Origin of the sequence: Spirosoma sp., assembly GCF_026391055.1 — a bacterium.
GTDB lineage: Bacteria > Bacteroidota > Bacteroidia > Cytophagales > Spirosomataceae > Spirosoma.
Genome location: NZ_JAPLET010000022.1, coordinates 73,768 through 100,749, shown reverse-complemented (window position 1 = coordinate 100,749; position 26,982 = coordinate 73,768). Strand labels below are relative to the sequence as shown.

General features: G+C 51.1%; 26 protein-coding genes. 8 read left to right on the top strand and 18 right to left on the bottom strand.

Translation table 11 applies throughout. The annotated features are described in order from the left end of the window. Positions 1-26 precede the first annotated feature (26 nt). The 12 genes from NT073_RS15580 to NT073_RS15530 all read right to left on the bottom strand — a co-directional run bounded on the left by NT073_RS15580 (position 27) and on the right by NT073_RS15530 (position 12,325). The gene (locus tag NT073_RS15580) at positions 27-1,067 is read right to left on the bottom strand and encodes a hypothetical protein (RefSeq protein WP_366107367.1); all 1,041 of its coding nucleotides are present in this window, start codon (positions 1,065-1,067) and stop codon (positions 27-29) included. After that, the gene (locus NT073_RS33385; protein ID WP_366107366.1) at positions 1,054-1,473 is read right to left on the bottom strand and encodes a hypothetical protein; all 420 of its coding nucleotides are present in this window, start codon (positions 1,471-1,473) and stop codon (positions 1,054-1,056) included. Before NT073_RS33385 ends, NT073_RS15580 begins: the two co-directional genes overlap by 14 nt. A gap of 16 nt (positions 1,474-1,489) precedes the next feature. After that, positions 1,490-2,533, bottom strand: a complete 1,044-nt coding sequence (locus NT073_RS15575; protein WP_297375205.1) for an exo-alpha-sialidase — start codon at positions 2,531-2,533, stop codon at positions 1,490-1,492. A gap of 78 nt (positions 2,534-2,611) precedes the next feature. Beyond that, the gene (locus tag NT073_RS15570) at positions 2,612-2,968 is read right to left on the bottom strand and encodes a four-helix bundle copper-binding protein (protein ID WP_297375203.1); all 357 of its coding nucleotides are present in this window, start codon (positions 2,966-2,968) and stop codon (positions 2,612-2,614) included. A gap of 151 nt (positions 2,969-3,119) precedes the next feature. After that, entirely contained in the window at positions 3,120-3,686 is a 567-nt protein-coding gene (locus NT073_RS15565) for an AraC family transcriptional regulator (RefSeq protein ID WP_297375201.1), read from the bottom strand. Beyond that, positions 3,686-6,004 (bottom strand): TonB-dependent receptor, encoded by a 2,319-nt coding sequence (locus NT073_RS15560; RefSeq protein ID WP_297375199.1) that lies wholly within the window; start codon positions 6,002-6,004, stop codon positions 3,686-3,688. The genes NT073_RS15565 and NT073_RS15560 overlap by 1 nt, the downstream gene beginning before the upstream one ends. 78 nt (positions 6,005-6,082) lie before the next feature. After that, positions 6,083-6,532, bottom strand: a complete 450-nt coding sequence (locus tag NT073_RS15555) for a hypothetical protein (protein WP_297375197.1) — start codon at positions 6,530-6,532, stop codon at positions 6,083-6,085. Between the two features lie 114 nt (positions 6,533-6,646). Next, entirely contained in the window at positions 6,647-7,165 is a 519-nt protein-coding gene (locus NT073_RS15550) for a DUF4494 domain-containing protein (RefSeq protein WP_012926110.1), read from the bottom strand. A gap of 103 nt (positions 7,166-7,268) precedes the next feature. Then, a complete protein-coding gene (locus tag NT073_RS15545) occupies positions 7,269-8,153 on the bottom strand; it encodes an SDR family oxidoreductase (protein WP_297375195.1) in 885 nt (294 codons plus the stop codon). Positions 8,154-8,173: 20 nt separating this feature from the next. Next, entirely contained in the window at positions 8,174-9,013 is an 840-nt protein-coding gene (locus NT073_RS15540) for a crotonase/enoyl-CoA hydratase family protein (RefSeq protein ID WP_297375193.1), read from the bottom strand. Positions 9,014-9,124: 111 nt separating this feature from the next. Then, positions 9,125-10,633 carry a DUF1501 domain-containing protein gene (locus NT073_RS15535; RefSeq protein WP_297375191.1) on the bottom strand — a complete coding sequence of 503 codons (1,509 nt, stop codon included), beginning with the start codon at positions 10,631-10,633 and terminating at the stop codon, positions 9,125-9,127. A gap of 48 nt (positions 10,634-10,681) precedes the next feature. Beyond that, a complete protein-coding gene (locus tag NT073_RS15530) occupies positions 10,682-12,325 on the bottom strand; it encodes a DUF1800 family protein (protein WP_297375189.1) in 1,644 nt (547 codons plus the stop codon). 138 nt (positions 12,326-12,463) lie between these two features. Here NT073_RS15530 and NT073_RS15525 point away from each other — a divergent pair, with 138 nt between their 5' ends. Next, positions 12,464-13,585: an aminotransferase class V-fold PLP-dependent enzyme gene (locus NT073_RS15525; RefSeq protein WP_297375187.1), complete on the top strand. Its 1,122-nt coding sequence runs from the start codon at positions 12,464-12,466 to the stop codon at positions 13,583-13,585. A 101-nt stretch (positions 13,586-13,686) separates the two neighbouring features. Here the strand turns inward: NT073_RS15525 and NT073_RS15520 are convergent, their stop codons facing one another. Next, a complete protein-coding gene (locus NT073_RS15520; protein ID WP_297375185.1) occupies positions 13,687-14,055 on the bottom strand; it encodes a hypothetical protein in 369 nt (122 codons plus the stop codon). A gap of 134 nt (positions 14,056-14,189) precedes the next feature. On the opposite strand from NT073_RS15520, the gene NT073_RS15515 reads away from it, so the two are divergent. The 6 genes from NT073_RS15515 to NT073_RS15490 all read left to right on the top strand — a co-directional run bounded on the left by NT073_RS15515 (position 14,190) and on the right by NT073_RS15490 (position 19,870). Then, a complete protein-coding gene (locus tag NT073_RS15515) occupies positions 14,190-14,789 on the top strand; it encodes an NAD(P)H-dependent oxidoreductase (RefSeq protein ID WP_297375183.1) in 600 nt (199 codons plus the stop codon). A 91-nt stretch (positions 14,790-14,880) separates the two neighbouring features. Further along, positions 14,881-16,194, top strand: coding sequence for a TlpA disulfide reductase family protein (locus NT073_RS15510; protein WP_297375181.1), 1,314 nt, complete (start codon positions 14,881-14,883; stop codon positions 16,192-16,194). Positions 16,195-16,221: 27 nt separating this feature from the next. Beyond that, positions 16,222-16,617, top strand: a complete 396-nt coding sequence (locus NT073_RS15505; protein WP_297375179.1) for a VOC family protein — start codon at positions 16,222-16,224, stop codon at positions 16,615-16,617. Between the two features lie 269 nt (positions 16,618-16,886). Next, complete coding sequence (locus tag NT073_RS15500) at positions 16,887-18,407, top strand: DUF2271 domain-containing protein (RefSeq protein ID WP_297375177.1); 1,521 nt, start codon at positions 16,887-16,889, stop codon at positions 18,405-18,407. Beyond that, complete coding sequence (locus NT073_RS15495) at positions 18,352-19,035, top strand: PepSY-associated TM helix domain-containing protein (protein WP_297375175.1); 684 nt, start codon at positions 18,352-18,354, stop codon at positions 19,033-19,035. The genes NT073_RS15500 and NT073_RS15495 overlap by 56 nt, the downstream gene beginning before the upstream one ends. Positions 19,036-19,156: 121 nt before the next feature. Beyond that, entirely contained in the window at positions 19,157-19,870 is a 714-nt protein-coding gene (locus tag NT073_RS15490; RefSeq protein WP_297375174.1) for a VIT1/CCC1 transporter family protein, read from the top strand. Between the two features lie 89 nt (positions 19,871-19,959). On the opposite strand, the gene NT073_RS15485 is transcribed toward NT073_RS15490, so the two are convergent. The 3 genes from NT073_RS15485 to NT073_RS15475 form a co-directional block, all read right to left on the bottom strand. After that, positions 19,960-20,283 (bottom strand): hypothetical protein, encoded by a 324-nt coding sequence (locus NT073_RS15485; protein ID WP_297375172.1) that lies wholly within the window; start codon positions 20,281-20,283, stop codon positions 19,960-19,962. Between the two features lie 129 nt (positions 20,284-20,412). Continuing rightward, on the bottom strand, positions 20,413-20,856 hold the full coding sequence (locus tag NT073_RS15480) for a hypothetical protein (RefSeq protein ID WP_297375170.1): 444 nt from the start codon (positions 20,854-20,856) through the stop codon (positions 20,413-20,415). A gap of 91 nt (positions 20,857-20,947) precedes the next feature. Continuing rightward, the gene (locus NT073_RS15475) at positions 20,948-22,114 is read right to left on the bottom strand and encodes a cysteine desulfurase family protein (RefSeq protein WP_297377033.1); all 1,167 of its coding nucleotides are present in this window, start codon (positions 22,112-22,114) and stop codon (positions 20,948-20,950) included. 105 nt (positions 22,115-22,219) lie between these two features. On the opposite strand from NT073_RS15475, the gene NT073_RS15470 reads away from it, so the two are divergent. After that, complete coding sequence (locus NT073_RS15470; RefSeq protein ID WP_297375168.1) at positions 22,220-23,077, top strand: mechanosensitive ion channel family protein; 858 nt, start codon at positions 22,220-22,222, stop codon at positions 23,075-23,077. Between the two features lie 819 nt (positions 23,078-23,896). Here the strand turns inward: NT073_RS15470 and NT073_RS15465 are convergent. After that, entirely contained in the window at positions 23,897-25,513 is a 1,617-nt protein-coding gene (locus tag NT073_RS15465) for a DUF4932 domain-containing protein (RefSeq protein WP_297375166.1), read from the bottom strand. Between the two features lie 127 nt (positions 25,514-25,640). After that, positions 25,641-26,759 (bottom strand): AraC family transcriptional regulator, encoded by a 1,119-nt coding sequence (locus NT073_RS15460; RefSeq protein ID WP_297375164.1) that lies wholly within the window; start codon positions 26,757-26,759, stop codon positions 25,641-25,643. Positions 26,760-26,982: the final 223 nt, after the last annotated feature.

Below are 26,982 nucleotides of genomic sequence, written 5' to 3'. Positions count from 1 at the left end.
ATAGAAATGGTGCCTTTGAACGGCTCTTACATGCTCATTTTGTGGTTCATTTGTTTTTGCCCCGAATGACTCATACTCCGCATCGTCATCAGGCTTGGCGACAGGCGAAGATAGATTTGTCCGGAAATCGGCATCTTACCATATACTGTCTGCAAAGACTTATCAGGCATACCAGCCGTTACCTGCGCGCCCAATACCAGATCGGAGCGCAACTGCTGCGCAATTCGGTAATTCATACCGAGTGTCAGGTTATTGATCACATAGGCCCGATTTGCGACAACCTCGCCTGGTAGTGTAGTACCAAACAGGTTCAGTTCTTCGGCCGATTTACTTACGTTTTCATACCGACCATAAAAGGCGGCTTTGTTCATCTGAAGGCTGCTTTCGGCCAGATATGAGTTCTCACCCGAGCCGTCATGGCTGTTACGCCCCCACACGAAGGCCGAGGTTACGTAACTCGCTGGCCCCAGCCCTTTGCTATGCAAAATAGATGCCGTTGTACGGGTGATGTTCTCTTGGGGATGGGCCTCTTCCGGGCTGTGCAGAAACCCCTGCGAGAACTGGAGCGCCAGTGAGGGCGAGGGATTGACCGATAGCCGGTACGAATAGCTGTCAAATTTGGGAGCGTCGAAGTTATATCGATTCTCATCCGGCTCACGCCCTTTGAACGTAGATGCCTCCAGTTTAGCCCATTTGTACCGAATGCCAGCCGTGGCCACGCCAAACAGAATATGGGTCGCATCCTGCCAATGGTGGCTCAAGGGCGCATCGGGATTGTTGAACGAGGAAATCCGGTGCATAAAGGCGGGAGGCCCCAGAGCCGGTTCGCCAGGGTAGCCAACGTAGCCATACAGGTCAACGTCTTTGCTGAGAGCATGGCTGTAACTCACCGAAAGCTCCGAAACCAGATCATGCGGGTGCTGCTTGTCGATCAATGGCTGCCCTTTGTAGGTTTCGCCGGTTTGGAACAGCAACGGGTAGCCGCCATTGCCTACCGTCAGCGGGTCGAGGGAAATCATGGCCCGCACCTGAAACAGGCCGCGCTGGCCAACTTTACGCTGGGCCATGCCCATGAACCAGTTTGGTGCGCCGAACTGCTGACCGTTGCCGCGTCGATCGGCGTTGTTGCTGTTTTGGCCGGTATAGCGCAGGTAGATGGCGTAAATGCAGCATGTAGCTCCAGCCTTTGGGCGATGGCTTGCTCATGTAGGCATACATGGGGGTGTTGTCCGGATGCCAGGACGTGCCCGACCCGTTGCGATTCATGGGCAGGTTCCGGGATAGAGAATGCGTCATGCCGGGCATGGATGCATCCATTGTCAGTCCGTGGTTGAGCGTTTTCATATCACCCCTGGTACTGTCCATGTTCATACCCTCGTGTTTCGACATATCCATGCCCTCATGATGCTGGTGCTGGCCATAGACCATACCGGCCAGCATACTAAGGGAAAGACTGAAAAGAATCCGGTTCATAACGTTGTTGATGTAATTAAATAAGTGCCGCCCGGATTGTGCCCTCCTGTTCCCACAGGCACAACACCCGGTCATTGGCAAATCGGGTTAGTTTGGCGTAAGCACCCGATCCCAGCGAAACTGGCTGCGCCTGACCGGGAATAATCGCCCAAAGCTGGCCAGTCTGTTGAAAGACGATGTACTCCCCTTTCAGGGTCGCGGCAATCTTCGGGTTCTTGCCGGTTGTCCGTTCGATTTCGGGCTGTCCGGGATGAGCGGTGAAGAGCTTATCGGCCCGTCGCCATACGGTCGAAATTTGCCCATCCGGTCCGATGGCTAATCCGCCACCGTCCATCGGGCACGCGTTTAGTGTCCAGGTCCCCGCTCCTAGTTTATCTGCCTTTCCAAACGACTGACCGCCATTAGTCGATTGCAGCAGGTACATATCCCGTGAGCCGTTCACGAAATTGCGAAACATGAACGCGACATGCTTTCCCTGGCTCACGGCCGATACCTGACAGCACTCACAAATCGTCCCATCGGGCGACTGGTACAATATGGTATTGGCAGACCAGGTACGCCCGCCATCCGTTGAGCGAGCCCCGGCCAGTTTATTCCGTTTGTTATCCCGCAGATCAAGCCAAACGGCATTGTAGGTATTGTCAGCTCCTGCAGTTACGGCAACAAACCCTTCTTTGGCGATGTCGGGTACGTCATTCACACGAATGCGTTTCTGCCATTGTCCTGTATCCCGGCGCTGAGAATACGCCCATACATTCCCGGCTTTGTCGAGGGCCGTAATCACCACAGACTGCGCTGTTGCGGCTATTTGCGGACCGCGCGATGCGCCCAGATGCAAACCCGGCAAGCTATCTACTTTTACAGTCGTCCCCGCCTGTTCGCCCGTGCGAAACGTTGTGTAATAAAGAACCTCGCCCTGGCCGTACACAATATGAGCCGTGCTGTGTTGATCCATCGCAACCGACGGATGAATACCCTTCCCGATCTCTGTGCTGGTGACTGGTGCTGGCTTCACGAAGCCAGTGAACGAGAGATAAAACGTAAGAAGAAGATGGATCATACAAACAGGTAGGGTTATAAACGTATAGTTGGGAAATAGTGCCGAAAAAGCACAGCATAGCTTTTTCGGCACTATTCATCAGGCATTGGCCGACATCGACCGGCACTCCTCCGCACATTTGCGACAGGCTTCCGCGCAGGCTTTGCAGTGAGCGTGGTGACTGGCATGTTTTTCGCATTCCTCGGCGCAGGCTTCGCACACTTCGGCACATAAAGCCATAAAATCGCGGGAGAACTCAGAGCCCCGGGCATCTAACCGACCGCAGAGCGTGCAGATATCGGCACAGTCTCGGCAGAGTTTAATGCAGGCTGTCATATCATGACCTTTACTATCCTGGTCGCCCATTTCCAGGCAAGCCGTTACGCAGCGTTCGCAGGCTTCGGCGCATTCAAAGCAAGTGTCGGTGTGGCCGTGATTGTGTTGCATCGTTTCCATAAGCGTTGAATGTAGTTTAAGAGACCACCGTTGGTCTGACAAAATAACTACCTATACCCGATAGGGTTTTTACATAATTCGGGACGAACGTTACAACGCTATCCCAGATACAGTCATCGGCGACGACGTTTACACCCGCTTCACATCACTGTCAGATGGTGTCTAAACTTTGCCTTGTTACCTGAGCGTCTTTCCTAAACTGGCCCGGTGTTTGGCCCGTTACCTGCCTGAACTGGGTTGACAGGTGCTGAACACTGCTGTAGCCTAACCGCCAGGCAATTTCGCTGAGCGTCAGTTCGTCGTACCGCAGCCACTCTTTCACCTTTTCCAGCTTCAGGGCAATGATGTATTTTTCCAGCGTATGTCCTTCACTCGCCGAAAACAGCCCACTCAGATACGAGTACTCATAGCCCAGCTTCCGCTCTAGAAAGGTCGAAAAGTTCTCGGAGGGTTGACGTTCGGCTTTTAAGTGCTGGATTTCGTTAATGAGCAGCACTTTCATGTGTTCGACCAGCGACTGTTTTTTATCGTCGATCAAATCGAACCCATTCGCCTGCAACATTTGCCGAACCGCGTCGAGAGATAAGGCTCCCGGTAAGGCGTCAATATCCACTTCGCCAAGTTCTACCCGGTTTACTGTTAACCCCAGTTTTTCGAGTTCTTCGCGCACAACCCGCTTGCAGCGGTCGCACACCATATTTCGAATCGTTAGTGTCATTAGTTTACGGGTTTAAATCGAAAACCTACGTAAATCATGCGTCCGGTAACGGGTCCCCAGGCCCGACCGGCAGCATCGAAATCTGACCCATATGGGTTATTAGCCGCAAAAATGGGATTCAACTGGCGGAATCCGGTCAGGTTTTCGCCACCCAGATAAATCTCCCACCCGCTTCTGAATCCCCGACTCACCTGCGCATTCAGATTATAAAAACCTGGGGAATAATCTTCCGGCGAATTTTGGTTGTTCTGGTGTATGTAACCCTCCCGCAGGTAATGAATCCGGCGAGGGCCATTCCACTGGAGAGTTGCATCAAATTTCCACTTATCGAATGGCAGTGCGTAACCTACATTGAGCAGTACCCGCTCGCGGGGCACCATCATTTTAGGCAAGAGCACCGTGTCACCGGCGGGCATAGCTGTACTTTGCTGCGTATCGAAGAGCCGGTAAGCCAGCTTCACCTCAAAGCGTTTGGCGGGCTGTACGTTCAGCTCGGCCTGAAAACTGTTGGCGTATGACTTCCCATGATGGTAGTTATCCCGCAGATTATAGAAATACAGCAGCGAGGATGTTTCTACGTTAACGACAAGCTGATTCTGAAAATCCGTCCGGTAGTAGTCCAGCACCAGCGTGGCTTTCTTGCCAAGCAGCGAAAAATCCTTCGTTACGCTCAGGCCGTAGTTCCAGGATACTTCCGGCTTCAGCGGCCCCAGATTCCAGTTCTGAAACGGTCCGGCATTTCTGTTTTCGTACATAAATACAGCCCGAGAACTCACCAGAAAGCCCATATTTTCACTCAATGGATTAGCTACCCGAAAACCCCGGCCCGCCGACGCCCGCACCGCTAGTCCCTCGTTGATGGTGTATTTCAGATGCGCACGCGGAGTGAATTGTGCACCAAACAGATTGTGGTAATCGAAACGGCCACCCAATACGAGAATCAGTTTTTCGGGATACGTATACGTGTACTCCGCGAACACACCCGGCACAGATTCCGTCCGTTTTGTGTGTAAACTGCCTAACGATTCGTGATAATCATCCAGCAAATAACTAATCCCCGCTTTATAGGCATGATTGGTATTGCCGATAATGTTCTGGTAGATCAGGTTGGCGTAAATGGTACGTTGCTGACCGCTGTAGGGCCTAAAGCCAAGGCGGGCGGTCTGGTCGTGGTGGAGACCATTCACAATTAAGCCCAGGCCCTGATACGGTTTGTTGGGGTAGAGAATAGCCGTTTTTGAGAAGAACTCAATCCGTTTGGTGGTATTCCCATACTGATAACGCCCTACGCCCTGGGGCGAGTCGAATGAGGACAGCTGCCCGCCGTCGCGGTCTTCGTAAAGCGCCTTAACGCCGAACTGCGCCATAAACCGGTCGCTGCTGTATTTGTATCGATTTATGGCATTGATCTGCGTGTAAAGCGGCAAATCCCGAAAACCGTCGTTATTCTGGTCGATTTCCTTCCGAAGGGTGCTGGCATGGCCCAACATACCCATACTCCACTTTTTACTGAGCGGTTTCGACCAGTTGACGTTGCCTTCCAGACGCCCGAAACTGTTGACATAGCCATTCAGAAACAGTGTTTGTTTATCGTCGGGCTTTTGCAGCTCGACATTCATCTGGCCGCTCATGGATTCATACCCATTCACAACCGAACCGGCCCCTTTACCGACATCGATATTTGTGATCCAGGTGCCCGGAATGTAATTCAGACCAAAGGTGGTAGCCAGTCCGCGAACGGTGGGAATATTTTCGACATTGGTTTGAACGTACTGCCCGCCCAGACCCAGGAACTGAATCTGTTTGGCACCGGTAACGGCATCGCTATACGAAACACTGACCGAAGCATTGGTTTCAAAACTTTCGGACAGGTTGCAGCAGGCTGCTTTGGCCAAGGTTCGCTGGTTGATAAACTCAGTTTGTATGGGGTTGATCCGGTCGATTTGCCCCGGTGCGCCAGATACCGTAACCTCCTGTAAGGTGCGCTCGGAGCGTAACGTCACGGTTAGTTCGTCAGAAAGAGTTGTAACGGACACCGTATCGGGCTGATACCCAACGTAGCTAACGACCAGTTGTCGGGAAACCGGCGACGCAGGCACTTGAAAGCGGCCATCGGCGTCGGTTACCGTACCCGCCGTTGTACCAGCCCACAACACGGTAGCCCCCACAAGTGACACACGCTTACCATTGACCAGTTCAGCAACGCTGCCTCGAACAGTATCTGTTGAACGTATGGTTGAATCGGATTGTGCTATAGCTGAATCGCATAGAGACAGCCCGCCTATCAGCAGGACAGACCATAAATAAAGGAATCGCATGATATTGTTGATGAGTACGGAAAATCACTACAAACCCGCATCAGGATGAAACGGGCAAACAGCATACCAATCAATGTATCAGATCAGAAGACTACGAACGAGTGTGATAATTTCTCGCCCGGAGAGGGAAGGCGGAGACGTAAAGGAGAAAATGGATGTACTACGCTCAGCAAAAACAACGTCAATAATCCACACCAGAACGGCGGCAACAGCAGTTACAACCGTTTCGGCAACAAGTTTAACGAACTTGGCGACGAACTGACTCAGCGACGATGAGATATCAACATTCTCGAACCGCTGGTCGTCCTGGCAGCACTCCGTTTTTTTAACAACCGGTTGTTCCGAAGGCATCGGCTGTTTATCGATAGCGCAACCCTGCTGGGTTTTCATGTCGCTGAAGGCAACCACTACCGTCTTCTTTTTACCACGCATCTGGCACGAATGTTCAACCAAACCGAAGCCAGTACTGCTCAGCAGTACGACAAAGGCCATGAGGAGGTTGAACAGTTGGGACAGGGTGCGTTTCATACGAAGGCAAATATCTATACCGGACAGATTCAACGCAAGTATTTGGCACTGAAAGTCAATAATTTCGTACAAACAGAAGGCCATTCTGTAAAGAATGGCCTTCTGTCGGATATATTAAACGGATTCGGGTTCCGGACTCAACACTTCGCTGAGCGGACGCAGGTTTCGTTTCTCTTCTTCATTGTATGGAAAAATCTCCAGAATCTTCGTGGTATTGACATCCGTTATCTCAAACGGATCGAGAGCCGACTTCAAACTTTCCTCCACACGTTCGTAAGCCTGTTTGGGGTTTTCGCCGTTAACGAGCATCACACTGGGCGTTTTCTTCTGCTTACCCGTTTTTTCATCGTCCGTGATAAACATAGCTTTCACCTTATACCAGACTTCCCCACCGTCTTCGATGTGGAAAACATCGGCCAGTTTCATACGCGAGATGTTCGTAATCTCAAAGTCGGGTGTATTGGCGGCAATTTCCTGATACAGCCGCCCTTCGGCATCCGTATAACTAACGGCATCTACCAGATAAGCCTCCGTTACCGTTTTTTGCTTGATAAACTCTTCATTTCGGCTACCGACGTTCGAGTCGTCGATGGGCTGCTGATAGCGGATTTTTCCGAGAAACCAGTTGGGCATTTTAACGAATTTTAGTACACTAATAGAACAGAATTACAGGCACAAAGGTGCCGAAAAAGAGTGAAGAATGCATTTAGCTCGTTCATTCATTAGTCATTATCCATCATTCTTTTTTACTCGCCCGGTTGGCTTGTTTGATCGTTTGTTCGATCATATCCCACTGGTCGCTAGTCACCTTTTCCAGATGGCTGAATTCTCCCGCCATGAGCACTTCGCCCCCGTCGATGGTAATGCTTTCGCCGGTGATGTAGCCCGAAAAATCAGACAGTAGAAACGCAGCCAGATTCGCCAGTTCACCGTGTTCGCCAACCCGGTGAAGGGGAATCCGACTGGTGGGGTCCATCATGCTGGCCAATGGTTCGGGAAAGAGCCGGTCCCACGCGCCTTTGGTGGGGAACGGACCGGGTGCAATGGCGTTCAGGCGGATACCGTATTTGCCCCATTCGGCCGCCAGCGATTTGGTCATAATAAGCGCTCCGCCCTTGGCTACGGCCGATGGCACCACATAGCCTGAACCCGTAGTGGCGTAGGTCGTCGATATATTCAGTACAGTACCGGGAATCTTGTTCTCTATCCAGTATTTACCGACAGCCAGCGTGAAGTAATAGGTGCCACGCAGCACAATGTCCACAATAGTATCGAACGCTTTATACGACAACCGCTCCGTTGGGCTGATGAAGTTACCGGCCGAGTTGTTGAGTAAGCCGTCGATCCGGCCAAAGGTGTCAATTGTCCGGGCCATGACGTTCTCGATCTCGGTCGTGTTTCGCACGTCGCAGGCCACGGCCAGCACCTGACCACCGGTCTCTGCCATCAGTTCTTTCGCCGTCTCGTCAATCACGTTTTGACGCCGACTGCAAATGGTTACATTAGCACCCAACTGGAGCAGATACCGGCTGATTGACTTACCAAGGCCCGTACCACCCCCGGTCACAATAATCGTCTTTCCTTTCAGCGCGTCATCGCGCAGCATCCCGCTTACATTCATGGTTTTGTGTTTGGTACTGGCTAATATCCTTTGTTTATTTTCTTGTTAAACTCGGCCTTACGCTTTTCTACTGTTGCCTGCATGGCTTCACTGAAATCGCTGGACTGCAATTGACTTGAATTCCAGACGGCCACGTATTGCAGACCGTCTTCAATAGATTTGTTCAGGCTGTAATTCAGCACCCGTTTGGCTCCCTGAACGGCGGTCGCCGGATTATCGGCAATTTGCCGGGCCAGCGTGGCAGCCGCTTCAAAAAGCTGGTCGGGGGTGTCGTACACATGGTTGACCAGCCCAATGCGTTCGGCAAAGGCTGCGTCATAATCCGCTCCGGTAAAGGCCATTTCCCGGGTGAAACCCTGCCCGATGATAGTCGGCAGAAATTGCAGACCGCCAATGTCCGGCGTGATAGCCAGTTTGGCCTCCCGCAGACTAAACCGTGCATCCCGTGAGCAAAGCCGAATGTCGGCTGCCGAAATCATATTGACTCCGCCCCCGATACACCAGCCGTGAACGGCCGCAATGACCGGTTTTGGCGATTCATGCATTTTCTGAAATCCCAGCTGCATTTGCCGGATCTGGTCCATCAGATCAACCCGTTGGTGGGCCAGCACCGCACCCGTTGTCATGGAACCCAGCCGGGGCATCATCTGGGCAATGTTGAGGCCATAGCTAAAATGATCGCCACTACCCCGAAAAACAATACACCGAACGTCGGGCGTTCGATTAATTTCATCCATCGCCTGGGGGAGTTCTTCCCAAAACTCCGGGCCCATTGCATTTCCTTTGCCGGGGCCGAGCAGCGCAACGGTCAGTACGCCATCGACCTGCTCGAATGATAAAGACTGATACGTTCTGTTCATAGCCATTAGTATGCTTGCATACAGTTTTCGTAAAGGTAGCGTAAATACAAAATTCAATGCAATTTGATCAGGCAAAGTGTCTATTAACGCAAAAAAAGTTAGACAGAGGAATCAGCCGGTCATACGAATGGTGTAAGGTCCGGTAAAGTTCAGCTTCCCATCCAGCCGGATCTGTTTGACGGTAATCGACCGGTCGACGGTGAGGGTGTGTCCTGAGTTTATTCTGACGTATTCAGTAGCTAGTGGTACCCGCCCAATTGTCCAGACGCTCCGGTCCTGCCAGTTGCCCGACGCTATCGTTTCAATCGTATTCGAGAACAACGATACGGTCGGAAATTCCCTAAAAAGCAGCGAAGCCGTGGTTGTGCTATCCACCCCGAACCAATTTGTCAGGATGTCGCTATACACACGCCGGAAGTCAATCTGCATTCCAATATCCTTGTTACCGTAGAAGCCTGTCAGGTTTGACAGGTCTGGATTCTGGCCAATCGTCTGGTGCTTCACCCCGGTTCCGAAGACAAACATAGGTGCGGCCACGCCATGATCTGTACCTGCCGAAGCGTTGGCGTTGGCCCGGCGCCCAAACTCCGAAAACGTCATACCAATAACCCGGCTGGCCGTCCCCTGCATCTCCAGATCCCGCTGAAACGAAGCCAACGCAGCCGATAACTTACCCAGCAGGGAAGCGTGTTCACCCATCGTCGTATCGGTAGGGTCTACCTGTGCCGAGTGGGTGTCGAATCCATTCATCGATACGTAATAGACCTTGGTTTTTAATCCGCCATGAATTAACCGGGCGACTATTTTCAGTTGTTCGGCCAGCGAATTATGCGCATTGGGTTCAGGATAAACGGCCAGATTTTTGCCGGCATCGGCGGCCGTTTTAATTTTTTCGGCATAGCCGACGGCCAGATTCTGCTGTTTTCGAATAAACGAAAGCAGGGCTCCGACATCTCCCGGCAGGGCTTCCTGGGGCGAAACCGGATCGTTGATCCCAACCAGTTCGTAAAAATTATCGGGGTCGTTGAGGGCAATGGCCATCGACTGCTGGCTGCCGAGTAAAGCCGTAGAAGTAATGTACCCGATCTGAATGGCCAGCGGATCTTCCATGAGCCCGTTCGGGTAACTGTTCGGGTAATCTGGAAAGCGGTTGTCCAGATACCGGCCCGCCCAACCGGACGTAGCGTTTTGGCTGGCATCAACACCCGTCATCCAGATATCCGTTGAGCGAGCGTGCGACAGATCCGGGTTCGGGTACGAAACCGAATGGACAATCGTCAGTTTGCCCGCATTATACAGACTCCGCATATCACTCATGGCCGGATGAAAACCCGTTGTCGGGTTGCCGTCGAGAGCCAGAATTCGGTTTTGCGGAATGGCGATGTTGCTTCTGAGTCCATTATAGACCGATAGCTGATCAAGTGGAAGTACAGTGTTCAAGCCGTCGTTGCCTCCATTGAGGTACACAATAACCAGCACACGGTCTGTGCTAAGGGCCGATGTTTGCAAGAGAGACTGCACTAAAGCCGACTGTCGGCTCATGCCTTTCAGGCTAAACCCATCGAGCATAACCGGGAGCATACTGGCCGATGCCGCCGTAAGAAAGTCCCTTCGTTTCATTTTTAATAGGGTTCGTGACTAATGCTGTCCTGTGGCTACCGGTGATACTTAAAAAATGTGGTACTCTGCCATGCGAAGCATGTATCGCATCAGATTCTGCAAACGCAACAACACACCAAACCGGCTTACGGCATTCGTTGGCTGTCGCCGATAGGCGTTCCACTCGTATACCCAATCGGTGCGGGGAACGCCTTGCATCATGATGGTATCAATTAGAAAATCGGCTTGGACCTGGCTGAGATCAACCGCAAAGAGGTTCTTCTGTAAACGCAGCAGTACATCGGCACAGGTAATGGCTGGGGTTCCGGTAACGTCAGAAAAATTAGGCTGGCTATCCGTTATCCAGGCCAGTAAGTCGATGCCCAGCGTATAGCCCGGCTTGATTTCGAGCCACCGCCAGATGTAGGCATCGGTCAGATTTCCGCGCAGGCCGATGGTCGTTGTATTGATCCAGAGTCGGGTAAGACCTGTTTGGTAATAGGCGTCATATCCCTGCACGGCAGGCTGATCGATAAGACCCATTTGCATGTCGTTCATCTGATAAAACACAAATTCGAAATATTTCCGAAAAGCAACCGAGTCCGTGACCATGTCTGGAACGGGCTGGTTAAAAAACCGCATACTTCCTATAATCAACTCGGCCGGCGACTTAACAAACGTGCCGATGTTGGCCGTATCAAAAAATATCTGGCTCGTTAATAGCTTCTCGATAACCGGACCAATGGCAAACTTATTGGCCGGGCTTGCAAAGAAGTCGGCCAGCGGGCCGATGACATTGGCTTCGATGGCAGCCGTAACGGTAGGGTTAACGTACCAGCGGTATAGTTTCCGGCAAATAAACCTAGGACACTGTGGATGCAGTAACAGCATACTGACGAGGTCGTTCAGTTCCGCATCGCCCGCCGAGTCGCCATTGGATGCGGATGCCGCCCGGCCTTGTATGGTGGTATTGTTGTAATGAACCGAAAAGACCTTGTCGGCTGCATCGTGAAGGCTGTTGGTAAAGGTGGTCGTAATGTGGGTGGAGCCTTCCGCATTTTGGTTGGTATGGCCCCAGCCGGTGAGTACTCTGGCCGCGGCTTTAACATCATCTTCGGTGTAATTCTTCGTTCCATTGGCGTCCACGGCACCCACGGTAAACAGCTCCTGAAGTTCGCGTGCGTAGTTTTCATTCGGACTCCCAACCTGATTCTGATCGCCGTTCAGATACGCCAGCATGGCGGGTTCTTTGGTCATGCCAGTCACCAGCGTGTGAAAACCGCCCAGCGCATTAGCCCGGATAAACTGAATATACTGGTAGATAAATCGGTAATCGCCCACAACGGTCCGGGTTACAACGAAGTGATTCTGCCAGAACAGGGTCAGTTTTTCCAGCAAGGCAGGGGCTGCAGCCGGCGATGTCATCAACGCCAGCCACCAATACCGCACGCACTGGCCAAGTTCATAATTACGATCCGGATCGAAAGGCAAGGCCATAAACGGCTGGCCGATGGTTGCTTTCGTTTCATTCAACTCTACGGGTGGGCGTGTGTCATAACGGCAGTTTTCAAGAAGGCGTGCTACCGCTTCCTGAGCGGTTATCCCGGTAAAATCCGCTATCTCATCCGGCGTTGGCCCGAAGGTAGCCCGACGCAGAAGGTGCGCTGCTGTTTGCGCAGTAAGTACCGTCGTGTATGGAGAAAGGAAAGTCATTCCAGCCTGTTAATTCCAATGGGGAGAAAAAAGAAGAACACCCTAGCGAACTATTTGAGTAACGTATGGCGTAATGGCCACAGGAACTCCTGAACTTCCGTATACAAAAAATGGGCCGCTTTTCGGTTCTTTCCGCTTATGCACTTCGATACCCTCGCTCTCCGCGCTACCCATCAGTCCAACCCGGAAACCGGAGCAGTCGCTCCGCCTATTCATCTCTCCACTACGTTCGCCCGCAACGAAACCAATGAACTGGTTGGAGAGTATACCTACACCCGCCCAAACAACCCCACCCGCGAAGCACTGGAAAAAGCGATTACGCTACTCGAAGGTGGAGCGGTAGGTATGGCGTTTGGCTCCGGTCAGGCCGCGACCATGACGCTTTTTCAGGCACTTCGCCCCGGCGACCATGTGCTTCTGTCGACCGATGCCTACTACGGCACACCCGCACTGCTCGAACAGGTTTTTCACCCCTGGGGACTGACATATACGCGCGTCGACATGAGCGACCTCGATGCCGTTGAGTCGTCCATCCACGAGAATACCCGCATTGTGTGGTGCGAAACGCCCTCCAACCCAATGCTGACTATAACAGATTTGCTGACGGTAAGTCGACTGGCGCACGATGCCGGAGCCCTTTGCGTGTGCGACAACACCTGGGCAACGCCGGTGCTCCAACGGCCCCTCGACCTGAATTGCGATATTGTCATGCACTCGACCACCAAATACTTCAGCGGTCATTCCGACGTGCTGGGCGGGGCGCTGGTCTTTAAACGAAATGATGAATTTGCGCAGCGGGTGCGGCTATTACAGGGACTGTCGGGGGCGGTACCCTCACCGTTCGACTGCTGGCTGGTGAGCCGGGGACTTAAGACACTGGGCGTTCGCGTGAGGGCACAAAGTCTGACGGCTCAGGCCGTAGCCGAATTTCTGGATGGGCACCCGGCCGTAGAAAAAGTTCATTACCCAGGCTTACTTAATCATCCGGACCGGGCGCTGATTCACCAGCAGATGAACGGGCCGGGTGCCATGCTCTCCGTTCAGGTGAAGGGCGGGGTCGATGAAGCCATTCAGTTTATTGGCAAACTGAAACTATTCACCCGTGCTACCAGTCTGGGCGGTGTCGAGAGTTTAATTGAACACCGGGCGAGTGTGGAAGGCCCTACCTCCGCCACCCCAAAAAATCTGCTACGTCTCTCCATTGGTCTCGAACACTCCGAGGACCTGATCAACGACCTGGCACAGGCGTTATCGTACTAACTAGACGGTAATCGTCTGATTCGGTTCGGATAAACAAACACCATTTCCTGGAGATGGTGTTTGTTTATCCGAACCGAATCAGATTGACTGTACCCCACTCTTCAATGTTTTTTCGGAAGGGTTGGCGGCAGCATCTTCGGCAACGGAGCAGGTGGTTCAACCAGTCTATAGGGCTGTCTTAATGACCGCAGCATGGTGTAGTACGTGGATGAATCCGGGACTTTTACGGGCATATTATCCAGCGTAGCCCGCACCACATTGGGAAGATCAGTTGGATACCGATAGAAGGAGTTTCTCGGTCGGCTCGTGGGCATCATACCGGGTGAACGCCTGAATGGCGTATGAATCTCCTGCAGAAAAAGCGTGTCAGAACGCACTTCCGGTAGTGAGTCCAGGCGAATAAACGCCATTGGCGATTGCCCGTGGGCAAAACCGACAAGTAATAGCAGAGCCGGCAGTAACTTAACCATCGTACGTGTTCATTAAGAGTATGCACTAATAGACCCGTTCTTTACGCTGTCCGTTGCAATGATGGCCAGCTTTTATCGGCTGAAACTAAAGCCTTAACACATCGGTTTCCTATCAAATTGACTGAATTGAAAAAATGAAAATCACGCTGATTTCTACTTCATCACGCAAAAACAGCAACTCCCTGCGATTTGTTAGCTATATCCGCAACCTGTTGGTTAGCGAAGGGCAGCACGAGGTTTCGATTGTGTCGTTCGAAGACTATGATATACCGTATGTTGGCCAGGGATCGGTAAAAAAAGACGCCCTCACGCCCTTCCAAGCTGAACTCATCAGCGCCTGGGAATCGGCTGATCTGGTGCTGTTTGCCATGCCCGAATACAACTGGACGGCTCCCCCACAGGCCACCAACACCATCCATCAGTTGGGCGGTCCGGGTTTCAAGCAACTGTTCGATAACAAAGTGTTTGCCATGGTGGGTATCTCCAACGGCCGGGGTGGCCGCCAGCCCGCGCTGGATATGACCACGGTGGTGAATAAAATTATCAGCTTCACAAACAGCTACTCCATCATTTCGCCGAAGCTGTACGAGTCGCACGAGACGGACAAGAACATCGATGAAAACGGCATCTTTTACGGTCATGAAGTATACGAGCGGACGGCAAAAGCGTTTTTGGAGTACACCCTGAACGTAGCGCAGCGGTGGGTTGGCAACGAACAACTCGCCGACAGGTAACGTACTGAAAAACCGTACGATAGCAAAACGGGCACGGAGCGAAAACTCTGTGCCCGTTTTGCTTATTTGCTTACCTAAACCTATCCTCCTCATGAAAACGGTTAGTCTCTCTCTGTTGCTGATTTTTAGCGTCCTCTACAGTTGCCACCAGGCAGAGAAGGCTACTCCGGCAACCCTTCCCCTTACGTTAGTTGACGGTTATGGGCCATTTAATCCGGGTTTTTCAAAATTAGGTAACGAGCGTCAAACTAACCCGGATACTCAAGAGCCATGGCGTAAAATGTGCTTGAATGTGAGGGGAATCCCGGCTAACTGGATAAATGTCGATAAGGCAATGGTTTGGCTAAACACGAACCAGCTCGTTTATCAGAATTTCACTCAGGGAACGTTTACAAAATCGCAGTATAATGAATTTCGGAAATACTGGAAATTGACGGCAGATACCAGCCAACTTTCCAGAGAACCGATTAAATGCTATGTTTATACGCTAAGAGGATTCGATGAACAAGCGGGTAAATGGGCCGTAATGATTGACACAAACAATAATCTTGACTTCAGTGACGAAACAGCTTTTTACCCCGAAGTTATTCAGGGTAAAAATCCATTCTCATATAAGAAGCTTACGCTTATCAACTACGAGATTTACCGAAAAGGGAAGGTACTAAAGGCATCCTTACCAATGTTGGTGAAGACATTCGGAAGTGATTTCTTTTACAATTTCCCGCAGTATGCTCAGGCTACACTCAAACGTGGCGGCAACACGTACAATCTGGCAGTTAGTTTTGGTTTCACCAGGCCCGACTTTGACATTATTGGCCTTGCTGACTTATCGTCTTTATCCAAAAATGAGCGTCTTTCTGAAGACGAATTGATTGAGATCAATGAAAACGTTCGCCTGGCCGGAATTATCTATAAGAATAAGGGGGTTGACTTTTACAACAACGTGTTACGATTAGAGCCTGCCGTTGAAGGCAAACAGGAATACTCGCTACAGGCCGGCTATCCGTTCAAACCCTTTGCTGAGCGGGAATTTACGTCCAAACGTCCCATCACTCTTGCGGATTATAAAGGCAAGTATGTGTACGTCGACTTCTGGGGAACTTGGTGCAAGGGGTGCCTTGACGATATTCCGAATCTGAAAAAGCTGTATGCAGGACTTGATAAAAACCGGTTCGAATTTATTGGTATCGCTCAGGACTCGCCGGAACGGCTGACGAAGTTCATAAAAAAACAGGATGTACAATGGCCACAAATCCTGTCCGACAAAACCAACAAACTTGTTGAATCCTACCCGCTTACGGGCTATCCCACATCCGTACTTCTCGATAAAAACGGCATTGTTCTGGCCAGAGACCTGCGGGGAAATGAACTGAGAGACAAACTAAAGGAGTTGAGTGCAGAGTGACATGCCTTTTTAGTCTACCAATTCTGAATGAAACAGCAAATTGCCCACATTGCGCTAGTCGTTGATGACTATGACGAAGCCATTCGGTTTTATACCCAAAAACTCAACTTCATTTTACTGGAAGACACCGCCTTGAGCGAAACCAAACGTTGGGTACGAGTTGCCCCGCCCGGCTCGACCGGCACCGGTTTATTACTGGCCAAAGCCTCCGGTGAGGAACAAAAGAGCCGGGTGGGTAACCAGACGGGCGGACGGGTTTTTCTATTCCTTCACACCGATGACTTCTGGCGCGATTACAACAGCATGCTCGCTCACAACATTCGCTTCGTACGTGGCCCGGTGGAGGAAGAGTACGGTACCGTTGCTGTTTTTGAAGATCTGTACGGGAATCTGTGGGATATGATTGAGCCCAGAGTCCGGTGAGCTACTATCGACTGCTGGTTGCTTTTGAAGGAGCAAACCAACTACTTCAACCACCCGTTTTTTTGTGTCTTTCAGGCAAAAAAAAGGTCGACCTAGCCGCCAAAAAAGGTCATTCGGACTGATTTAGTTTGTGATCTATCGAAACCATAGCACTTTCGTACCCGTCAGGTCGACTGTGCTTTGGTTGTGAAACGGCTCGACTATTGCACATTCACCACCCGTACGAAGGCGTTGCAAAGCCTGATCCATTCAACTAGACAACTAAACAAATGACTTTGGTAAAAATAGGCATGGCCGGGTTGAGCCTTATGGCCCCGGTCCTAACCACAACAGCTCCCAGCCCAAGCGCTGGCATGTATATCAGTCAGCTTGAAAACGTGTTGGGTACATCGCTCGTTATTAAAGCCATTGCCCCCACACTGGCGGCAGCCCGACAGGCCGAGCAGGCCGCGTTAACCGAAATCGAACGGCTAAGCCAGATATTAAGCAGTTATCGACCAGAAAGCGAATTCAGCCGCTGGGCGGCAACCGATAACGTTACAACCCACGTTTCGGCGGATTTATTTGCCGTATTAGCCCAATTCGATGCGTGGTTTGACCGAACAGCAGGGGCTATTAACGCCGGGGCAGAGTCCATCAGTCAAGTCTGGCAGCGTGTAGCAACAACTGGCACGCTACCTGCCGAAGCAGACTTGGCTCACGCAGTAAACAACGCCCAACAACGCCACTGGCGGCTGAATCCGACTCAGCAAACGGCAACGCGGCTCAGTCTGGCTCCCCTCCGGCTGCATACATTCGCGAAAAGCTACGTACTCGAACGGGCAGCCGAAGCGGCTCTTTCCGTTGCCGATGTTCAGGGCGTTGTGCTCAACGGTGGTGGCGATCTGGTGGTTCGGGGGAACTGGGTAGAACCCGTCGGCGTAGCCAATCCACATGCCGACGCCGAAAACCACGCACTCCTAAGCCGGTTTGCCGTGCAGAACGGGGCCGTTGCCACCAGCGGCAATTACCGCCGGGGGATTCAGTTGGGCGATGACTGGTTTTCGCACATTGTCGACCCGCGAACGGGCCAGCCAGCCAATGCCATTGCCAGCGCCACGGTCGTTCATCCGGATGCGGTGACGGCAGGCGCACTGGCAACGACCTTCAGCATCCTGACACCGGCCGAAAGCGAGGCACTGGCGGCTACCCTGCCGGGAACCGAATTTTTCATCGTTACCAGCAACGGGCAGCAGCACCGAAGCCCCGGTTGGGAAGCAACCGCCATCCCGGTATCCAGCGACCTGACAACGGCCCGTCTGATGCACCTTGCGCCAACAAAAGACAAGCTTTGGAATCCCGATCAGGAAGTGCTGATCAGCTTAGAGCTGCCGCAGTTTCCCGGCCGTTCGCACCGCCCGTTTGTGGCCATCTGGATAGAAGATGAGAAAGGGAATCCCGTCCGTAATCTGGCCCTCTGGTATAACAAACCGCGCTGGCTCCCCGAATTACGGGATTGGTACGCCCAGCGCCGTAACCCCGACTTCGAAGCAGCTTCGGCTTCGGTGACCAGCGCCACCCGCTCGCCGGGGGCGTATACCCTGAGCTGGGATGGAAAGGATAACGCCGGACAGTTTGTAAAGCAGGGTAACTACACGGTTTTTATCGAAGCTGCCCGCGAACACGGTACTTACCAGCTCATTAAGCAGCAAATGGATTTTAACGGAAAACCTAAACAACTGTCGCTGCCCGGCAATGTCGAAATCACAACCGCAGCCCTGGACTATCGCAAAAAAAGCGATGCCCGCTGAGCCATCCGACGTCCGTTCCAAATCAGGGAACAATACGGCTGCAAAACGCCGGATTGCCGCCGTAACGCGCTGGCTACACATTTACCTGTCTATGATCAGTTTTGTGATCGTGCTGTTTTTTGCCGTTACGGGACTGACGCTCAACCATGCCGACTGGTTCGACGACCAGTTCAGCACGAATGAGTTTACCGGCAAAGTGCCGCTGATCTGGGTAAAAACCGCCGATACGTCCGCCATCAATAAACTGGGCATTGTCGAACACCTTCGCACCACCCACGGAGTAAAAGGAGCCGTGAGCGATATGCGGCTGGAAACCGATCAGGTATCGGTATCTTTCCGGGGGCCGGGCTATACCGCTGACGCCGTCGTGAAGCGGGATAACGGATCTTACCAGCTTACCGAAACCCGAATGGGTATGGTGGCCGTACTGAACGACCTGCACAAGGGCCGGGATACCGGAAAATCATGGGGGTGGGTGATTGACGGTTCCGCCATTTTCATGACGCTTATTTCAGCGACGGGACTTATTTTGCTTCTGTTCCTAAAAAAGCGTCGGATCAGCGGTTTGGTACTGGCAGGGCTTGGCTTTCTTATCGTTTACCTCATTTATGCTTTTGCCCTGAGTTGACTTAGCCGGCAGTAGCCCCAACTGGGTAGGTCAGTCCAAAAAGGTGACAGGAGAAGTCAAAAAAAGGCTTCGCCTGATTACCTTACTGCCCTATTTCCCGTAATCGAGTCCATAAAAGCGAATGACCAACGCCCAGCACAGTCACCCACACGGAGCCCACCACGAACAGCACCTTCGTAGTTCAGATTTCATTTCGGACATCGTCATTGGTATGTCGGACGGGCTGACAGTCCCGTTTGCGCTGGCAGCCGGGCTTAGTGGAGCGGTTGCCAGTTCGACGCTGGTCGTTACAGCGGGCATTGCCGAGATCGTTGCCGGGTCTATTGCCATGGGACTGGGCGGGTATCTGGCAGGACGCACTGAAGCCGACCATTATGAATCGGAGCGTCGGCGGGAGGTACTCGAAGTTGAAACCGTTCCGGAGCGCGAAAAAGAAGAAGTTCGGGAAGTATTTGCCGATATGGGTTTACCACTCGACCTCCAGATAGCCATCGCCGATGAGCTGGCTAAGGACAAAACAAAGTGGATCGATTTCATGATGAAGTATGAACTGGGTCTTGAGGAGCCCGACCCCAACCGGGCAACGAAGAGTGCCCTAACCATTGGCTTGGCCTACGTTACGGGTGGTCTGGTGCCGCTGGCACCTTATTTTTTCAATAGTGTACCTCAGGAGGCCCTGTTATACTCCTGCGGGTTAACGCTGATTTGCCTGTTTGTTTTCGGCTATTTCAAAAGCAAAGTCACTGGACAACCGCCCGTTGGTGGTGCGTTCAAGGTCATGTTTATCGGGGCACTAGCCGCAGCAGCCGCCTTCGGTGTGGCCAAGCTGTTTTAATGGAGTGGTTGATTGGTAGAGTAGGAAATAGCAACTGGCAAGTGCTTTACTCCACTATTTCCCACTCTACCAATCAACCACTCCACTACTCAATATCCTTCATCTGTGACCAGGTAATAGCTTTCGTTTTGGGTTGACTGGTCTTTCTGTTTAACAATGACCGTCAGCCATTCTACGTGTGTATATTCGTTATATGGGGAACTTTGGGTATCAAGAACGGCCAATCCCTGATCGGTGGCCTGCTGGTTGATATGCGCAATGGCATCTTCCCGCGATGAAAAAGTCCCCAGTAAATTCCCGAAGTCCAGACTCGGCTCATCATCAGGAAGCTCGCCAGCTACGTTGGACACAGGCGATTCAGGATGTTCGGTTGGGTTGTTAGCGTCCGGGGCTTTATATAATTCGATGGTCATGAGTTGAGTTGGTTTGCATCAGGCAGAGCACCGTTAAGGTCACCCTACATAAGTCTATCAACTCATCAAACCAATAAGTGTTCCTAACATCTAAATCCCAGGCTCCGGTACTTCGGGGCGCCGGTGTTACTAAATCCGCTTGAAGCTGACCGCTCGGGTCACTTGTCGACCACTCAGCGAAAAGACATACTGGTAGTTAAAAATGTTTTCTGCACTGCACGTCATAAGCAACTCATCATTCGTCCGCACTGGCGATAGCTTAATTCGATAGGCAACACAATTGTATTGAAATTCCTGATTTACCATAGCGCTCCCGAGCGAAACACTGTCGCCGGGTTGTCCGTTCGAAAAGGCACGCACCGTAATGGCTACCGAATCGGGTGAAACCCGTTTCAGTGATAACCGGACCGTCTCACCATTGATTACAAATGGGCCGGTCAGCGACTTTGCTTCATAAGCTCCCTCCAGCGAGGCTGCCGGTTCAGGAAGTTTCAGGGTATTATCGTGGCACGATACACCACCGATTGCAACGCAAAAAATTCCGATTAGACTGAGTAGTACACTACGTTTCATGACCGTTCGATCGTTTCTCAGAGAACGGTCAATTTATCATTTATAGTATATCAATATAATAGATAAAAAGACCAACAATCTAGCCTAAAAATTACTTCACCAGTTCTTTCTGATACAGGCCAACTAACGTATCAACGGCATAGTCGATCTCCTCTACTGTATTGTATTTTCCGAACGAGAAACGTACATAGCCCCGATCTGAGTCAAGTCCGGGTAAAGCGGCCAGCACATGCGAACCTACATTGGAGCCACTCGAACAGGCCGAACCGCCCGAGGCTGAAATCCGGGCAATATCGAGGCTGAACAACAGCATATCGCTCATATCAGATGCTGGCAGACTTACATTGAGTACCGTATACAGGCTATTGTCTACATCACCGGAATCACCGTTGAACCGCACATCAGGCATTTTGGCCCGAAGTTGATCGATCATTCGGCTTTTCAGCGAGGTAATGTGCTGACGGTGGGTGTCCATGTCGCGGTAGGCAATCTCAAGCGCCTTCGCCAGCCCGACAATACCGTATACGTTTTCGGTACCGCCCCGCATGTTACGTTCCTGAGCACCGCCGTACAAGAAGGGATGAATTTTTACCCGTTCGGCATTGACATACAGGAAGCCAACGCCTTTGGGCCCATGAAATTTATGCCCCGCGCCCACGATGAAGTCGACCGGAAGTTGTTGCAGGTTATGCCGAAAATGGCCCATGGTCTGCACCGTGTCAGAGTGAAAAATAGCATCGTGCGTCCGGCAGATGTCCCCTACCCGATTCAGGTCCAGCAAATTCCCAATCTCATTGTTCCCGTGCATGAGCGACACCAGCGAACGCCCTTTATGCGCACCTAGCAGCTCATCCAGATGAGCCAGATCGATATGACCTTTTTCATCAATATTGACCAGACTCAACTGAATAACACCCTGTTTTGCCAGGTGTTCCAGCGTATGCAGCACAGCATGATGTTCGAGGGACGAGGTAATGGCGTGGGTAAGGCCATAGGTTTCGATACTGCTCCGAATGGCGGTGTTATCCGCTTCGGTACCGCCCGAAGTGAAGAAAATCTCGGCGGGCGATGTATTCAGAAGCATGGCTACCGTTTTGCGTGCTTTTTCGATAGCGGTACGCACCGTCCGCCCATGACTATGGATAGACGATGGGTTGCCAAACTGCTCGGTCAAGAGCGGCAGCATAGCATCCAGAACTTCGGGGTCGAGCCGGGTAGTAGCGGCATTATCAAGGTAAACAGCAGCAGTAGGTTTCATCATCAGTCAATTGAACTCGCCCACAAAGATACGGCGAATGGTCCTGCCAATGAAACAGAATCCCGCCCTGCGTCGTTCTTCGGCTACAATTGTAACTTGGACTTTATGGATTTTTCTCAGGCCCCCGGCCTTATTTACGCTGAACTTTCGCTTTGGTTACGCAACGCCATTCGTTATCTACCCGAACTGGCCGTGGCGATTATCGTCTTTGTTTTATTTACGTTTCTGTCCCGATGGATCAGCCGGGGGTTTATAAGCGGACTGAGAAGGGTTAGCACCAATGAGTCGGTCATTAACTTAACGGGGGCCGTGCTGCGGTTCGTTGTCGTGTCTATCGGTCTGTTTATCGCGCTGGGGATTCTGGGTCTCGACAAAACCGTTACATCGCTGCTGGCTGGGGCCGGCGTCATTGCACTGGCCGTTGGGTTTGCCTTTCAGGATTTAACCGCCAATTTTATTTCCGGGACAATGATTGCCCTCGCCCGCCCCATTCAGGTGGGCGATACGGTCGAAACGAATGGCTACACAGGCAAAGTCCTCGACATTAAACTGCGGTCGATCGTGATGGACAATGGGCAGGGACAAACCGTAGAAATCCCCAGCAAAGACGTTTTTCAGAAACCGATTACCAACTTCTCCCGCATTGGTCAGCGCCGGATCGAACTGGCAGCGGGGGTTTCGTACCTCGATGATCTGGCCACCGCCCAGCAAATTGCCAAAGCTGCCGTTTCTCAATTGCCGTTTGTGCTAAAAAATCATCCGGTCGATTTACACTACCGCCACTTCGCCGATGCCAACATTCAGTTCGTGCTTTGGTTCTGGATCAATCCAACGGCAACCAATCCGCACGCGGCCCTCAGCGAAGCGATCATGGCGGTAAAACGAGCCTTCGACGAACACCAGATCCTGATCGTTTTTGCGGGACAAACGTTTGATCTGAAACAGAAGCTCTTGACGAGTTGAGCCGAGCATTTTATTAATTGAAAAGTGTAATAAAGTACGGCTATTATGAATGCCAAGAAGCCAATTCCATTCCATTATTCCTGCGATAATCAAAGATGCAAAGTTTTAAGTGTGTATAAGATTTGTTGTTTGAGTGGTGTGGCTGTTGCAAAAGTTGACCGGAGTACGGAGCACGCTGTTAGGTAAGCCGGTTTTGCCTGGTAAACGGGCTGTAGTACGTACAGTTTAATTCATGATACGTTGCGAATCACCATACCGAGTGTAAACTTAGAACGTTATTCACTACGAAGCGTTGATTGACTCCCTGGATCTACCTGACCAAGACAATTGCCACGTACTGGCAGCAGCGATTCGTTGCCAGGCCGACGTCCTTGTAACAGCTAGTTTCAAGGACGTCCCCAGTACCATATTGAGCCAATTCGATCTCGAAGCCCAGCACTCTGACGAGTTCATAGCCAACCTGATCGATCTGTATCCCAGAAAGGCCATCAGGGCCTTTTATCAACAGATATCCTACCTAAAGAAGCCAGCCATGACACAAGAACAAGTCTTGGAAAACCTCAAAAAAGTAGGTATTAAAGTAATGGCTAACCGATTGAGTAGCTTGTTGTAAAGCCCGAATCTTCGTCATTACCTCTTTTGCTTGAAGACGGATTCATATCCCGATACCCAATGGCCCATAAGCATTAGATAATCAAAACGGCATATACATAGACGTTTCTCCGTCTTATTAGGTAGGGTTTGCTGAGATGAATAAAAAATAAAGTTCTCCGGGGTAGTGATATTGCCATTCCCTACAGTTGGACTGATTTTAACCGGTTACTTGATTTGTACCAGAATTTGCGAACCAGATTTAACTCGAAAGCAAGTTTCTAAAGGCTTTGACAGCCAAGAGCGATAAATTAATCGGTAATCGCCCACCCCCAGTCGCAAATGAATGGGAAACCGGTAGTTGGCTCCCCGACGAGCATTAATTTTACGCGTTGCGACAAAATTGTCCCCATAGACTTCCAAATTACCTCTTCGACCGCAGGAGCGACAAGCAAACATAACGTCCGCATTTGACGAGGGACTAGGCGATATAACAACCTTTGCCGACTTGATCCCAAGTGAGTCAAGAACATGGTTTTTCAACGAGTCCCGTTGGGAGGCTGTTAGTCTTTGGACTGGAAAATCTCGGCTGTACGCTATTTTTTCACCGTCTTGTCGTATTCCCTTCACTTGAATACCAAGCCATTCATTGTCCTGATGTATCGAATGACTTACCTGCTTATAGGGGATATGACTTCCCCATTCTACTAGCCGATGCATGGCCTTTTTGACGGCCTGTGGGTAGAAATAAATACGCTGTTGATTGTAGCTATCCAGCTCAGTAAGAATGCTTGGGAGGTAAATGAAGTGTCGATTCGTGAGGTAGTGCGCTTTTAATCGGGCGGCTTGCCGGCGATGCCCCAGGTTCTGGGCGATAATAATTTCACCGGCCCGTACGAAGTGTTCGTATAAACACGCCTTCCAACTCGTATAGCCCTGGTCGGCCATGAAGGACCGGATTGGCTCAAAGAGATAGGCGGTCCGTTGGATCAACTCCGCTGGTAGACTGTCAACCACGGGATTCACGAAGGGATGCCCAAACTCATGGGTACTCAGTTCCAGGAGATGCTTCGGATCGTCAAAGCCCATGTTCAGGGTTGTCCTCTTGGTGAATTGCTGAGGTTTGAAGGGGCCAAATACATGAAACGTTCGGTCTTGTTGAGCCAACATATACTGAAGGCCGAAGCCCATTCCGGTTGGAATAGTCAGACTCGGCACAAATGTGTACTGCTCGAAGCGACGACCATAGAAGGCTTCTATCGCTGGAATAAATCGTTTCCATGGCAACCCCTGCTTTACTTGAGTCAGCGCCTGATTATAGAGCTTGGTGCTGCTGCGCAGATAGCTATCGAAATCAACTTCCCCATAGAGTTGATTCATGGCATCAATAAACTGGCTGGCATTTCGCTGAGCTTCCTGGGGGTCATTGGTGGGCGAAAACCGGAGATAGTAGCGTTCCTGGATCTGAGCACTCAATTGCGCATGGGGAAAATCATTTAACTGGAGTAACAAATTGAGGAGATAGTCGAGCCAAATTCGCTCGGCATACCGCATAATGAGGGCTAGATGCGGGCTGGACTGGTAACGTTTGTAATGTTGATAGACACTGAACCCGTAGCTATACCACTCACTTCGTTTGATGGAACGGTTTTTAAGGTACGAATCATGGGTTTCAAGTTGCGCGCCTTCGTAGCCCAGAAAGTACACAAAACCCAGGAGTTCAACATTAGGCTTAATTTGTACTCCAATGGAGTGGTTGCTGGTCGGTTGACTATAAACGCAGGATGGTGCGGGAAATCCGCAGAGCGATCCTATCAGGAGGAGAGCGATGAATGATTTTTGCATACGAACAGCCTAGTAGTAGGGATGAGCGGGCAAATCAGCACGAATGTTTCTTCTCTTGCGCTCCAAACCGATTACTGGACGTCCAGTATCCTGATCCTGGACGTCGGCTCATGCGGTGTAGACTGCGTTATTTAAGCAGCAAAGGCTTAAGGTCTTGAGGCTTTTTAGTCGATAGATATTGCGAGGGTGACTGCCGGGTATGCTGCTTGAAGACTTGATTAAACGTTGATTTAGAGCTAAATCCAGCCTCTAAGGCTAACGCCAGCAGGGTCTTGTGTTGCTCTTTGGGATCATGCATTTTCCGAATTACTTCGGCCACCCGGTACTGATTTACGTACTGATTGAAATTGGTTGCACACTGCATATTGATCAAATACGACACGTAACGAACGGGTAGGTCGAGTTGTTGAGCTACCTGCTCCAAAGTCAGTTTAGGCTGCACATAGATCGTCCCCTGCTCAAATAAGTGCTGAATACGCTGCCATTCGATGGCAGGATCATAGTGGCTAAACTCGGGTTTATTAGCAGCGATGGTTTTGGGCAAGGGCGGCAGCAGAAAATACGATACGTCCCAGTAGGCGAGGTAGCCATAGGTGAATAAAACGAAGCTTAACAGTATCTCCAGACCCGCAAAAATGGGCCAGTTTACTAAGACACCAGCGGCCCAACTCAGTGTCAGCATGACCAAAAACGAAAAGAAACCATAGAGTCTCAACCAAGAATGGATGGGTAACACACTCTGTCCAGTCGTTAATGCCCGCTGGTAGCGAATCAGGTTTGCCCCGTACAGCCAAACCGATACAACCATTCCAAGAATTGGCAGCAATTCGGTGAGGCTAAACCAGACGGGATTGCTCAACAACGAAGGTACAGGTGTGCCCGTCATGTGTTGGTACTGACTGATTCCCCATCGGATGGTGATTTCTAGTCCAGCCGGCAGGAAAAGCCACCAGTTCCCACGTCGAAACATGTAGGCGGGTGAGGTGGTCAGCCGAGCGAAAAACCACACCGATAAGGGTATCAATAGGTAGGATTGAAAATTCCAAAAAGGGAAAGCGGTTGGGGAGTGATGATAGTGCACCTGCATGCCCCAGGCATTCAAGATTTCCAGGGAAAGACATAGTAGTATAATCCCTAAAAAAAAGTGCGCTCCTGTTTGGCGTATATTCTTCAGGATCAGCGATGTACTAAGGAGAACTCCCTGACCAAAGGCCAACAAAAAGGCAATCGCTTTCCAATTTTCCATTCCAGTTCCAACTTAGTCGAGTCGACCTATCTGTCTATTGGATCGTCGATAAGCTACAAAAGTAAGGCCAAGTTATTATCTCATGATATGGGTGTGTTTTAGGGGCTTCGCTCAAGCAGGTAACGTTGAGCAACACATCTAAAAAACGGTTATGGAAAACTTTATCAACAGCTCAAGATATCACGGTTCGCTGTGAGCCGCTACCCCGGTGTAGTTTCACTTT

Excerpts from the sequence above, each read along its gene's own strand:
- NT073_RS15580 (WP_366107367.1), bottom strand. The coding sequence starts at position 1,067 with ATGGCCCAGCGTAAAGTTGGCCAGCGCGGCCTGTTTCAGGTGCGGGCC.
- NT073_RS15540 (WP_297375193.1), bottom strand. The coding sequence starts at position 9,013 with ATGAACAGAACGTATCAGTCTTTATCATTCGAGCAGGTCGATGGCGTA.
- NT073_RS15520 (WP_297375185.1), bottom strand. The coding sequence starts at position 14,055 with ATGGTTAAGTTACTGCCGGCTCTGCTATTACTTGTCGGTTTTGCCCAC.
- NT073_RS15490 (WP_297375174.1), top strand. The coding sequence starts at position 19,157 with ATGACCAACGCCCAGCACAGTCACCCACACGGAGCCCACCACGAACAG.
- NT073_RS33385 (WP_366107366.1), bottom strand. The coding sequence starts at position 1,473 with ATGAACCGGATTCTTTTCAGTCTTTCCCTTAGTATGCTGGCCGGTATG.
- NT073_RS15555 (WP_297375197.1), bottom strand. The coding sequence starts at position 6,532 with ATGAAACGCACCCTGTCCCAACTGTTCAACCTCCTCATGGCCTTTGTC.
- NT073_RS15480 (WP_297375170.1), bottom strand. The coding sequence starts at position 20,856 with ATGAAACGTAGTGTACTACTCAGTCTAATCGGAATTTTTTGCGTTGCA.
- NT073_RS15510 (WP_297375181.1), top strand. The coding sequence starts at position 14,881 with ATGAAAACGGTTAGTCTCTCTCTGTTGCTGATTTTTAGCGTCCTCTAC.
- NT073_RS15545 (WP_297375195.1), bottom strand. The coding sequence starts at position 8,153 with ATGAATGTAAGCGGGATGCTGCGCGATGACGCGCTGAAAGGAAAGACG.
- NT073_RS15535 (WP_297375191.1), bottom strand. The coding sequence starts at position 10,633 with ATGAAACGAAGGGACTTTCTTACGGCGGCATCGGCCAGTATGCTCCCG.
- NT073_RS15575 (WP_297375205.1), bottom strand. The coding sequence starts at position 2,533 with ATGATCCATCTTCTTCTTACGTTTTATCTCTCGTTCACTGGCTTCGTG.
- NT073_RS15560 (WP_297375199.1), bottom strand. The coding sequence starts at position 6,004 with ATGCGATTCCTTTATTTATGGTCTGTCCTGCTGATAGGCGGGCTGTCT.
- NT073_RS15565 (WP_297375201.1), bottom strand. The coding sequence starts at position 3,686 with ATGACACTAACGATTCGAAATATGGTGTGCGACCGCTGCAAGCGGGTT.
- NT073_RS15570 (WP_297375203.1), bottom strand. The coding sequence starts at position 2,968 with ATGGAAACGATGCAACACAATCACGGCCACACCGACACTTGCTTTGAA.
- NT073_RS15530 (WP_297375189.1), bottom strand. The coding sequence starts at position 12,325 with ATGACTTTCCTTTCTCCATACACGACGGTACTTACTGCGCAAACAGCA.
- NT073_RS15460 (WP_297375164.1), bottom strand. The coding sequence starts at position 26,759 with ATGGAAAATTGGAAAGCGATTGCCTTTTTGTTGGCCTTTGGTCAGGGA.
- NT073_RS15550 (WP_012926110.1), bottom strand. The coding sequence starts at position 7,165 with ATGCCCAACTGGTTTCTCGGAAAAATCCGCTATCAGCAGCCCATCGAC.
- NT073_RS15495 (WP_297375175.1), top strand. The coding sequence starts at position 18,352 with ATGTCGAAATCACAACCGCAGCCCTGGACTATCGCAAAAAAAGCGATG.
- NT073_RS15515 (WP_297375183.1), top strand. The coding sequence starts at position 14,190 with ATGAAAATCACGCTGATTTCTACTTCATCACGCAAAAACAGCAACTCC.
- NT073_RS15525 (WP_297375187.1), top strand. The coding sequence starts at position 12,464 with ATGCACTTCGATACCCTCGCTCTCCGCGCTACCCATCAGTCCAACCCG.
- NT073_RS15505 (WP_297375179.1), top strand. The coding sequence starts at position 16,222 with ATGAAACAGCAAATTGCCCACATTGCGCTAGTCGTTGATGACTATGAC.
- NT073_RS15470 (WP_297375168.1), top strand. The coding sequence starts at position 22,220 with ATGGATTTTTCTCAGGCCCCCGGCCTTATTTACGCTGAACTTTCGCTT.
- NT073_RS15465 (WP_297375166.1), bottom strand. The coding sequence starts at position 25,513 with ATGCAAAAATCATTCATCGCTCTCCTCCTGATAGGATCGCTCTGCGGA.
- NT073_RS15475 (WP_297377033.1), bottom strand. The coding sequence starts at position 22,114 with ATGAAACCTACTGCTGCTGTTTACCTTGATAATGCCGCTACTACCCGG.
- NT073_RS15500 (WP_297375177.1), top strand. The coding sequence starts at position 16,887 with ATGACTTTGGTAAAAATAGGCATGGCCGGGTTGAGCCTTATGGCCCCG.
- NT073_RS15485 (WP_297375172.1), bottom strand. The coding sequence starts at position 20,283 with ATGACCATCGAATTATATAAAGCCCCGGACGCTAACAACCCAACCGAA.